9 protein-coding genes and 1 pseudogene are annotated in these 10710 nt (G+C 49.3%); 3 read left to right on the top strand and 7 right to left on the bottom strand.

Features of this window, described 5'->3' with window-relative positions; all coding sequences use genetic code 11:
• The 7 genes and pseudogenes from QZ105_RS04490 to QZ105_RS04460 all read right to left on the bottom strand — a co-directional run.
• Positions 1–568: sodium ion-translocating decarboxylase subunit beta (locus tag QZ105_RS04490; RefSeq protein ID WP_293728661.1), on the bottom strand; the 568-nt coding region annotated here is incomplete at its 3' end.
• 234 nt (positions 569–802) lie between these two features.
• Positions 803–928 (bottom strand): annotated as a pseudogene (locus QZ105_RS04485) (sodium pump decarboxylase); the annotation flags it as partial.
• 285 nt (positions 929–1213) lie between these two features.
• Positions 1214–4339: an efflux RND transporter permease subunit gene (locus QZ105_RS04480; protein WP_293728659.1), complete on the bottom strand. Its 3126-nt coding sequence runs from the start codon at positions 4337–4339 to the stop codon at positions 1214–1216.
• 16 nt (positions 4340–4355) lie between these two features.
• Complete coding sequence (locus QZ105_RS04475) at positions 4356–5525, bottom strand: efflux RND transporter periplasmic adaptor subunit (RefSeq protein ID WP_293728658.1); 1170 nt, start codon at positions 5523–5525, stop codon at positions 4356–4358.
• Between the two features lie 198 nt (positions 5526–5723).
• A complete protein-coding gene (locus tag QZ105_RS04470) occupies positions 5724–7007 on the bottom strand; it encodes a hypothetical protein (RefSeq protein WP_293728657.1) in 1284 nt (427 codons plus the stop codon).
• A 133-nt stretch (positions 7008–7140) separates the two neighbouring features.
• Positions 7141–7470: a hypothetical protein gene (locus QZ105_RS04465; RefSeq protein ID WP_293728656.1), complete on the bottom strand. Its 330-nt coding sequence runs from the start codon at positions 7468–7470 to the stop codon at positions 7141–7143.
• On the bottom strand, positions 7463–7720 hold the full coding sequence (locus QZ105_RS04460) for a type II toxin-antitoxin system Phd/YefM family antitoxin (RefSeq protein ID WP_293728655.1): 258 nt from the start codon (positions 7718–7720) through the stop codon (positions 7463–7465). Before QZ105_RS04460 ends, QZ105_RS04465 begins: the two co-directional genes overlap by 8 nt.
• 264 nt (positions 7721–7984) lie before the next feature.
• Between QZ105_RS04460 and QZ105_RS04455 the strand changes: the two genes are divergently transcribed.
• The 3 genes from QZ105_RS04455 to QZ105_RS04445 all read left to right on the top strand — a co-directional run bounded on the left by QZ105_RS04455 (position 7985) and on the right by QZ105_RS04445 (position 10653).
• Positions 7985–9001, top strand: a complete 1017-nt coding sequence (locus QZ105_RS04455) for an ABC transporter substrate-binding protein (protein WP_293728654.1) — start codon at positions 7985–7987, stop codon at positions 8999–9001.
• A gap of 76 nt (positions 9002–9077) precedes the next feature.
• Positions 9078–9866, top strand: coding sequence for an ABC transporter ATP-binding protein (locus QZ105_RS04450; RefSeq protein ID WP_293728653.1), 789 nt, complete (start codon positions 9078–9080; stop codon positions 9864–9866).
• Positions 9859–10653, top strand: coding sequence for an ABC transporter permease (locus tag QZ105_RS04445; protein ID WP_293728652.1), 795 nt, complete (start codon positions 9859–9861; stop codon positions 10651–10653). Before QZ105_RS04450 ends, QZ105_RS04445 begins: the two co-directional genes overlap by 8 nt.
• Positions 10654–10710: the final 57 nt, after the last annotated feature.

Raw genomic sequence — 10710 nt, 5'->3', positions numbered from 1 at the left:
CTTCAGTGGTGAACAGCTTCATGATAGGAGGCTGAATCAGCGGAACCAAAGACATATAGGAGTATGCAGCAACGGCGATAGCGCCTAACAGCTGAGGAGCCATTTTAGCAGCCAGATAAATGGAGGTCGGGCCGTCAGCGCCGCCGATGATGCCGATAGCAGCTGCTTCCTGTACGGTGAAGCCCATCAGCATAGCGCCCAGCAGAGCTACGAATACGCCGGCCTGTGCAGCAGCGCCCAACAGCAGAGTTTTGGGGTTAGCGATCAGCGGACCAAAGTCGGTCATTGCGCCTACGCCCAAGAAAATCAACGGCGGGAATACTTCGTGGTTAATACCGTACATAATAACGGACATTACGCCAGGAGCCTCAAAACCGTTCTTAGGAATGTTGGCCAGAATGCAGCCAAATGCGATCGGGGACAGCAGCAAGGGCTCAAAACCTTTGCCAATAGCCATATACAGCAGAAGCAGACCAACGCAAATCATGATTACATGACCGCCGGTCAAAGCGGAGAAGCCGCTGTCTGCCCATACGGAAGACAAAGCAACGATAAATGCTTCAAACATGTGATAATTTCCTCCTTGTTTCCCATCAACGGGATGTAATATAAGTGCGTATTGCCAAAGGCAATAAAATTGCTTCATTGTGCAGCAAAGCTCGGCAGAACAATCCGTCTTCTCTCCAGTCTCCCCTGGCCTGTTGAGGATGCAGGCATTGCGTCTGCAACGGTTAGCGCCTTGCTTGCGCTGCGCGAAGCTGCTTAAAGCAGCATTGCTGCTTCTAAACCTGGATTATTTCGCTTTAGCCCTAGTCGGATCGACTACCTGAATCAGGCTCATCAACGCGCCCAAAGCGATCAGCACACCGAAAACAATAGTCATGTTAATGACGGCAATCAGCCACGGATTAGTTGTTACGGGACCCATACACTCACCTCTTCCTCAATAATTACGGGGAAAACTCTGTAAGATTACTTTTTGTCTTACTTTAATAAGTATAATTTTAAAATTTTTTATGTTCTGTTGCTAAAGTCACAAGGAGCTTACGCTCTTCGGTTATATTATTTACTAAAATTGCTTATTTTATCTTTATTAAACTTGCTATATTTTCTAAATACAATCTGAAGGGCTATAATAAACAGCAAAAATCCCCGCCCAATCCACAATGGAATTAAGCGGGGATTTGCTAAAACGATTTACAATTATCGCTTATTACAGCTGTTCGCTGACGTCATTCTTCTTTTTGCGGTTGAAGAAGCGTTCTACAACTACAAAGAGCACAGGAATGAGGAATATACCAAATAATGTTGCAATGGTCATGCCGCCAACTACGGCGTTGCCCATGGACACACGCGCGCCTGCGCCCGGGCCGGTAGCTACTGCCAGCGGCAGGCAGCCCAGGATAAAGGCGAAGGACGTCATCAGAATCGGGCGCAAACGTAAATGCGCAGCTTCGATAGCCGCATGCACAACGTCCATGCCGTTTTCCATGTTCATTTTAGCATATTCAACGATCAGAATAGCATTCTTGGCAGCCAAGCCAATCAGCGTGATCAAGCCTATCTGCATATAAACGTCGTTGTTCTGGCCGCGCAGGTATTGGGACAGGAAGCAGCCGAATACTGCGGAAGGCACGGACAGCAGTACTGCCAGAGGAATGGTCCAGCTTTCGTACAGAGCTGCCAGGCACAGGAATACGAATACCAGCGAAATAATGAAGATTTGGGTAGAACGGCTGCCTGCCTCAACCTCGTCGCGGCTTTGGTCAACCCACTCGTAGGTATAGGTAGTGGGCAGCGTTTCTTTCAGAACCTCTTCAATAGCAGCCATAGCCTGACCGGTGGAATAGCCGTCAGCCGGGTCGCCTGCAATCTTAATTGCGCTGGCGCCATTATAACGAGTCATAATGACGGAGGTATTCTTCTTGCTGGAAGTTACCAGCGTGTTCAGCGGTACCATGGCGCCGCTATTGCTGCGCACGAAGAAGTAGCGCATATCGTCGGCCTGGGTACGGTATTCAGGGTCAGCCTGCATAACAACCTTCCAGATACGGCCGAAGCTGTTGATATCGTTGATTTCAATGCCGCCCAAATAAGCCTGCAAAGCAGTAAATACGCTGGATACAGGTACGTTCAGGGATTCAGCCTTTTCGCGATCTACCTCAAATTGATAGGTAGGCGTATTGGTATTCAAGGTGGAGTAAATAGTAGCGATTTCCGGACGCTGGCGCGCTTTAGCCAAAAATTCGTTGGCACGCTCGCCCATAGTATTTACATCCTCTCCGCCCAGGTTCATGATGTACATGCTCAAAGTACCGGTTTCGGAAGCGCCAGGCAAAGAAGGCGGCTGGAAGGCCATGATATTAGCGTCAGGAATCTGTGCGCTCACGCCCCAAATCTGAGGGATAATATCTTGAATAGAATTATCGCGCTCCTTAAAATCCTTCATGCTTACTACTACCAGACCGGAGCTGGCCTTTTGAGAGCCGGTAAGAATATCAACGCCGCTTACAGCCAGAATATTTTTAACGCCGGGCAATTTTTTAATGCGGTTTTCCAAATCGGTCAGCACCTGTTGGGTACGGTTAGCGGAAGCGCCTTCCGGCAAAGCAACAGATACTGCGCTCCTGCCCTGGTCCTCGTTAGGAACGAAGCCGGTAGGCGTTGCCTTTGCCAAAGCGCCGATGCAGATAACCATAACAACTAGGCAGGCCAGAACCAGCTTGGATTTGCGGATGCACCATTCCACATTCTTAACATATTTTGCCAAAGTACTGGCAAACCAATTATTAAATCCCGCTACCATCTTGCCAATGAAGCCTTTGGGAGCTTCTTCCGAGCCCTTCTTAACCAGAATCAAAGCGCACAGTGCCGGAGTCAGGGACAGAGCTACGATAGCCGACAGCATCATGGATACGGATACGGTGATAGCAAACTGCTTGTACAGCTCGCCTACAGTACCGCCGGTAAATGCAACAGGGATAAATACGGCGGACAGAACGAAGGCGATAGCCACAACAGGGCCGGATACTTCGTTCATAGCGCGGTAGGTAGCCTCCTTAGGCGACATACCATTTTCCTGAATGTGATGCTCTACCGCCTCTACTACTACGATGGCGTCGTCGACAACCAGGCCGATTGCCAGAATCATCGCGAAGGCCGTCAGCGTATTAATGGTAAAGCCCAGCAGCATGAAGGACGCCAGCGTACCAATCAAAGATACAGGTACAGCCAGCAGCGGAATCAGCGTTGCACGCCAGCTGCCTAAGAAGATAAATACTACGAAGATAACCAATACCAACGCTTCAAAAAAGGTATGGGCAACCTTTTCCAGGGATTCAATAATGAATTGGGTGTTATCCAGAACGATAATCAATTCCATATCGTCCGGGAAACGTGTTTGCGCGTCCGCCAAAGCTGCTTTGATATTTTTTACGGTTTCCAAAGAGTTGGCGTCAGAAGTCAGCGCTACGGGGAATACTACGGCGTCGCCGCCGTTGATTTTCGTACTGGTCAAATCGCTGCGGGGGCCGGGTTTGATTTCGGCAATATCGCGCAGCTTCAGATTATCGCCGTTATTGGTACGAATAATTACGTTACCAAATTCCTCAGGCGTTTTCAAACGTCCCTGAGCGCTGGCAGAATAAGCGTTCTCCTGCTCGGCGGTGGTTGGTCTGTTGCCGATGGAGCCGACGGGAGCCTGAATGTTCTGGCTCTTAATAGCCGCGGAAATGTCTTCTACCGTAACGCCCAGCTGCGCCATTTTTTCCGGCTTCAGCCAAATACGCATGGAATATTCCGGACCATATTCGGTAATCTGGGATACGCCCTTTACGCGCTTAACGGCGTCGATAAAGTTGGCGTCGGCATAGGTACGCAAAAACATACCGTCATAAGTCTTATTAGGAGAATACAGGCCGAAATACATAATCGTTTCGGCAGATTCCTTAGCGGTCGTAATACCATAGCTGATTACTTCGCTGGGCATGGAACTGTTAGCCTGGGATACGCGGTTCTGTACCTCTACGGAACCAATATCGGCGTTTTTATCTAGGTTAAATTGTACATTTAAGCGATATTCGCCGGAACTGGTACTGTTAGATGACATATCCAGCATATTCTCTACGCCCATTACCTTCTGCTCGATAGCCTGCGCTACAGATTCTTCGACTGTATCCGCGCTGGCGCCGGTGTAGTTCGTCCTTACGGAAATACGCGGCTTAGTGATCTGCGGATACTGCGCAATCGGCAGGCTTAATCCAGCAATGGTGCCCAGCAGCGTAATGATAATAGCCAAAACTATAGCAAAAACCGGGCGATCAATAAAAAAACGTGCCATTTAGACTGCCTCCTTATTACTGTGCTGCCTTAGTTTCAGCAGTATCAAGGTCAGCTTCCGTCATCGGCTCGGGCTTAACCACAGTACCCTGACGCATCTTGCCCGTGCCCTCAACGACTAAGGTTTCATCGCCCTGCAGGCCGCTTTCAACCATATACATACGGCCAACGATAGGCCCGACAGTAATTTCCTTCATGGACACCTTATTGTCGCTGCCCACTACATAGACGAATTTTTTATACATCAATTCTACAACGGAACGTTGAGGAATCAGCAGCGCATTTTCCTGGGTACCCCCGATAGCCTGAATATGAGCAAACATTCCGGGAAGCAGCTTGCGTTCAGGGTTGTCAAACAACGCTCTGATGGTCAAAGTGCCGGTATTGTCGTTAATACCGCGGTTAACCTCGGATACCCTGCCCTTCAGGTCATAAGTACTGCCGTCGGCCAAAACAGCGGTCAAATTTTCCAAAGAAGCGCCGCCTTCATTATTACGGGAGTTAGCCAGCTTCAAATATTCCGGCTCGGCTACGCTGAACTTAACGTACACCGGATTGGTATCGGAAATTTTCGCCAAAGTAGTTTGTCCAACTGTAACATAGTTGCCGACCTCTAAAGCCGTAGTATCGATACGACCGCTAAAGGGAGCGGTTACAGTAGTTTCGCTCATATCCTTTTGAGCGTTTTCTACCAACGCTTCCTGCGCGTTTACCGAAGCCTGCGCCTGGTCGCGCTGCATGATAGCGTTATCCAGCACCTGCTTGGACACGGCGTTTTGTTCGTACAATTTAGTATAACGCTCAGCGTCCATCGCTGCGTTAGCCAAAGCGGCGCGGGCATTAGCCAAACCGGCCTGAGCATTGAGCAAATTATTTTGATAAGTGCGCGGGTCAATAGTGTACAGCGTTTGCCCCGCCGTTACATTGTCGCCGCCTTTAAAAAATTTGCCGGTAATCTGGCCTGTAACCTGGGCTTTCAGCTCCATTTCCTGCTGAGCTTCCACAAAACCGGTGTAATCATACACAATAGGGGTATCGCGCTTGACTACCTGCATGGTTCTTACCAGCGTGGCCTGCTGCGGAGCCTGCTCTTTTTGAGCGCAGCCTGCCGCCGTCAGCATCACCGCCACCGCAAAAGCTGCAGCCAGCGATTTCTTAGCGCGGCTGGAGCGGATAAAACTTAACATAGAAAAACCTCCTTCATTCTTCTACTCAGAAACTATCATATCTATATATACACAAAAATAGACGATGGCTCAGTTTCAGAATACTTCTATTATAAATGAGCCTGTGGATAAAAGCAAATCCAATTAAACGCATTTATACTCTCAATTCGCTTATTATCTCCATTTTGCTCTGTTTTTCACCATTAGCTGACTGGCCAGTCAGTTTTGTTGCAGCCATTTCTTATCCAGCAAGAATTTATGAAGGTTGCCCAAAGCAAAGCCTGCGACTTCGTCATTGCCGCAAATACGCTGCACCAAAAAGAGATTGCCGCCCTCTATATACCATTCGCTGGGCACACCCTCCGTGAAATCCATACTTTTATTAGTGCACAGCAGATTGAGCAGCGGCCGCAGATCCGGGTCGCTAAGATTCAATATTTGCTCCAGCTTCACCGGCTCGCCCGTAGCAGGGTCCAAATGCAGCTGATGATGGATAAAACTGTTTTTACCGCTTATCAGCTGCAGGGACAGCAGCTGCTTGTCGGCACGCAGCACCTTAAAGGCCATATCCGCCTGCCCCCGGTAAAAGAGCTGCAAATATTCTGCGCATTCTTTCTCCAGATAAGCGTTAATTTTATTTTGCAGCTGCACGTTTTTCGACGCAAACGCAGGATAGGTCGCCTCTCCGCCCGGCACTACCATTTTGCGCGGCAGAATGCTGCCCGCGTCAAAATCGCAGCCGTCGTTAATCGTATTGCTTTTATCCACCGGCGTTGCGGTCATCACGGTAAAAGCGCTGCGCTGCCACTTTTCGTTTTTAGCAGCATCCCGCTGCAGCCGCCATACTGCGCCCACATCCGCCAAAAGCTGCCTGCGCTGCGTCAGTTGCTGGCTTGTCAGCAGCTCCTGCTGCCCGTCGCCGTCCACATCATATGCTGTCAGCGAAAATAAGCCGCCGAATTCCATCTTGCCGCTTTTCGGCAACCCTTCCGGCAGCGGTGCGCTGTTTTTCTGCCCGTCCTGCAGTATAATTTCCAAAGCGCCTTCCTTATTATAAGCATTAGTGACGATGCCCATGCTATCGGCAGCGCTAAACAGCTCCGCAATCTGCTTAGGATTGGTAAAATCAATAATTCTGTATTCGCTCCCTGCCTCCCAGTCTCCCTGTCCCAAGCTAAGCAGCAGCTGCTGCGGAGCAGCCTCACTACGGCGTTCTGCCTGTTCCGGCAGCGGCTTCACCTGCACCGCCTGTAAAACAGGATTATAACCTCCCTTGACAGAGGGCGCATAAGCGGTTACCAGCTTGCCTTCCTCTTTAAGCAGCAGCAAAAGCTGTTCCGTGTAGCCGCCGGGCAAACGCTCGCCCCACAGCTCCACTGTTGCCTTGCCCTGCTCCTGCTGCAGCGTCGTACTGGCCAGCAGCGTTTCGCTGGCGGCAGCGCCGGTACACAGCAGCATACTGCAGCCTGCGGCGGCCAGCTTTATCTTCCAAGAGTTCTTCACTCTGTCACTTCCTTCCCCAACGCTAACCATTACTAAGCGTTTCATATTAAATTTATTATAACATTATTTGGCGATTATTGTAACAAAGCACACAGATTTTACTAAAGTTTCAAAAGATGGCCATAAAAATATATTATAGTTTATTCCAGCGCTCTTGTTTTTTATACAGCAATCTTCTTACTTCCATAACCTTCCCACCAAGGTCCTCGTTAATAACGACGTAATAAACCACAAAATTCTTAACATAGATACGATAATAAGGATGTTTTCTCTCCCTTTTTGATTGAAAGCATTCAAAAGACTCACAAAAGGGAAGCCTTTCTAAAATAGCATGTTCTACAGCGTCAAGTAATTCCCTTGCAGCAGCAGGATTATGAAGTTTTTTGGCGATATAGAGTACTTTTTCCTCTAAATCATCATAAAACACTGGTAAATACCTTAATTTATAATTTTTATCATCCATTTATCATCGCCCTCAATTTTCCAAATACTTCGCTATGCTCAAGTCGTTTATCACTTGCGGCAGCGGCAGCGTCTGCAAAATCTAAAGCATCTTCCACTCCATCTATCAGGTTTGAATATGCCTCGATACTCAAAACGACCATCGTACCATAGCCATTTTTAGTCAGGTACACAGGGCTCCCTTCATTAACTAATTTTTCAATTTCGGCAAATTTATTTCTTAAATCAGATACCGGTTTAATTTGGATCATTGGATACACACGCTCCTTTATCATAATTTTATCATTATTTAGTCATCTTTATGGTAACATATAATCTGAAATAATTCAAGGAATATAAATAGTCTCTTTACCCTTGCCTTCGTCCATTCTCTCCTCGCTCTTACTGTAACAAAGCGTACAAAATACAGCCGCTTCAGTAAAAAATTCACAAAATCTACTGCTTTTTTATGCTAAATGGTGTAGAATAGCATTGATATTTTATCTCAGCAGTATGGGAGAAGGGAAGTATATTTTATGAAAAAAATTTTAGCTGTATTCATGGCTATGTGCATGATGCTGGCGCTGGCCGGCTGCGGCGGCAGCGACGCCCCCAGCAAAGCGCCGAAAGAAAAAGTAAAGGTAAGCCTAGGTATGCTGCGCCTGACCAGCAGCGCGCCCTTGTTTATCGCTATGGATAAGGGCTTCTTCGCCGACGAGGGCATTGAAATCGACGCCCAATGGTTTGACGCCGCCCATCCTATCGCCGTAGCAACCGCCTCCTCCAAGGTAAATGTAGGCGCTACCGGCATCACCGCCAGTCTCTACAATATGGCTGCCAACGGCCAGAAGCTGGGCATCGTAGCGGATAAAGGACGCGAGCAGAAGGGCTATTCTTCCTCCGCGCTGTTAGTCACCGCAGATAACTTTAACAACGGCGTACAAAGCCTGAAGGACCTGAAAGGCAAGCGTATCGGCATTACGCAAAAGGGTTCTACCTTCCATTATATGCTGGGCCGTATGCTGGAAACCCAGGGTATGAGCCTGGACGACGTGGAAATCGTACCGCTGAACAAGGTCAGCGCCGTTATGGCAGCCTTGGAAAGTAAGCAAATCGACGGCTGCATCCTTAACGAGCCCAACATCACTAAGGTACAAAAGGCCGGCTACGGCAAGCTGGTAGTACAAGTTGGCGACGTAATTCCCTATCAGACCTCGGCAATTTTCTACTCTCCTGAATTTATGCAGAACAAGGACGCCGCCGCACGCTTTATGAAGGCCTACGTTAAAGCCTGCAACTATTATTACGAAGCGGCCATTGAAAAGAAGGACGCCAAAAAGCTGGACGAAGTCGTTAATATCGTAGCCAAATACGTCAAGGCTCCGGCCGAAGATATTAAGGCAGGCCTGCCCTACATCGATAAGAACGGCCAGCTGCTGGCTTCCGATATCGACACCCAGATCAAATGGTACACCGCTAATAAAATGATGTCCGGCAAGCTGGACGTCAAGGACGTCGCCATTACCTCCTTCCAGGAGGCGGCAGCCAAATAAGTCAGGTATAGCTTGAAGCAGGGCGGAGCGATCCACCCTGCTTTCTGTTTTAGTATTATGGGAGGTTATGCAGCTTATGAAATTAGTAATTGATAAAATCTGCAAGGATTTTACCAATAACCGCGGCCAAGCGCTGTCCGTTCTGCAGGATATTGAGCTGACAGTAAACGAGGAAGAATTTGTAGCATTAGTAGGCCCGTCAGGTTGCGGTAAATCCACTTTGCTTAACATTGCGTCCGGGCTTTTGCAGCCCACCAGCGGCACAGTTAAATTTACAGAAATAGAAGAAGGCTATGAGCCGCGCATGAGCATCGTTTTTCAGGAAACGGGGCTCTTTCCCTGGCGCAGCGTTCACGATAATATCGCCTTTGGCCTGGAAACCGCAGGTATGCCTGCCGCCCAGCGGGAGGAACGCATCGAGCATTACATTGAGCTTGTCGGCCTCAAAGGCTTTGAAAAATCATTTCCGCATCAATTAAGCGGCGGTATGCGCCAGCGCGTCGGCATCGCCCGCGCATTAGCCATCGAGCCTGACCTGCTGCTGATGGACGAACCCTTCAGCGCCTTGGACGCCCAAACGCGCACCATCATGCAGGAGGAGCTGGTAACGCTGTGGGAAAAAACGCGCCTGACCACCCTGTACGTTACCCACAATATTCAGGAAGCCGTCATGCTGGCCGACAGAGTCGTGCTGCTGTCGCGCCGCCCCGGCAAGGTCAGCAAAATTTTAACCATCGGTATTCCCCGCGCAGACCGCGACAAGCCGGAACACGCCGAAGCAGTCGCTGAATTTATCCGCATCATTTGGGAGCATATCAGCAAGGACGCCCGCGCCGCTCTGATGGAGGTGGAAACCAATGGCTAAGCATGAATATACTGTCCGCAACCGTATGACCCATTGGCAGAAAAGTTATCCCCATTGGGTATCCGTCGTTTCCATTATCTGCGTAGTAATTATGTGGGAGCTTATCTGCCGTGCGGGCGTAGTGTCATCCCTCTTTCTGCCTGCGCCCAGCCAGATTATTTCTGCTTTGCTAACGCTGATTGCCGACGGAGAAATAGGCGTCAGCCTGGCCGCCAGTATGTACCGCATTTTGGCAGGCTTCGCCGTAGGCAGCCTTATCGGTCTGGCCGTCGGCCTTGTCACCGGCACCTCGGCGCTGGCCGATAAAATCGGCAGCCCCATCGTCAACGCCCTTTACCCTATTCCGAAGATTGCCTTGCTGCCCCTGTTTATTCTGTGGCTGGGCATCGGCGAGCTGTCCAAAGTAACGATCATCTCCTTAGGCGTCTTTTTCCCCGTGGCGATGAACACCTACAGCGGCGTGAAAAATGTCGACACCCTGCTTATCAAGGTAGCGGTCAGCTTTAACGCCAGCTGGTGGAAAACGATGAAAAGCGTAGTTCTGCCCAACGCCCTGCCGATGATTTTTGCCGGACTGCGGCTGGCGGCAGGCACTTCGCTGCTGCTTTTAGTCGCCGCCGAAATGATCGCAGCCCAGGTCGGCATCGGCGCGCTGATCCTGCATTACGGCGATTTAATGATTACCGACCGCTTGATGGCCGGCGTTATCGTTCTTTCCCTGTTAGGCTTAATCTTTAATCTGCTGCTGCAATGGCTGGAAAAGAAAGCCGTTCCCTGGAAAAATTAAAAGCGTTCATGTAAAGCAAAACCTCAAGTACAGAGCACTAAGATTGTACTTGAGGTT

It is taken from the genome of uncultured Phascolarctobacterium sp. (genome assembly GCF_905212365.1).
Classification (GTDB): Bacteria; Bacillota; Negativicutes; order Acidaminococcales; family Acidaminococcaceae; genus Phascolarctobacterium_A.
This window is presented reverse-complemented; position numbering and strand designations above follow the sequence as displayed.

Bases quoted from the DNA above. Each gene is read 5' to 3' on its own strand.
- QZ105_RS04450 (WP_293728653.1), top strand. From the start codon at position 9,078: ATGAAATTAGTAATTGATAAAATCTGCAAGGATTTTACCAATAACCGC.
- QZ105_RS04460 (WP_293728655.1), bottom strand. From the start codon at position 7,720: ATGATCCAAATTAAACCGGTATCTGATTTAAGAAATAAATTTGCCGAA.
- QZ105_RS04455 (WP_293728654.1), top strand. From the start codon at position 7,985: ATGAAAAAAATTTTAGCTGTATTCATGGCTATGTGCATGATGCTGGCG.
- QZ105_RS04480 (WP_293728659.1), bottom strand. From the start codon at position 4,339: ATGGCACGTTTTTTTATTGATCGCCCGGTTTTTGCTATAGTTTTGGCT.
- QZ105_RS04475 (WP_293728658.1), bottom strand. From the start codon at position 5,525: ATGTTAAGTTTTATCCGCTCCAGCCGCGCTAAGAAATCGCTGGCTGCA.
- QZ105_RS04445 (WP_293728652.1), top strand. From the start codon at position 9,859: ATGGCTAAGCATGAATATACTGTCCGCAACCGTATGACCCATTGGCAG.
- QZ105_RS04465 (WP_293728656.1), bottom strand. From the start codon at position 7,470: ATGGATGATAAAAATTATAAATTAAGGTATTTACCAGTGTTTTATGAT.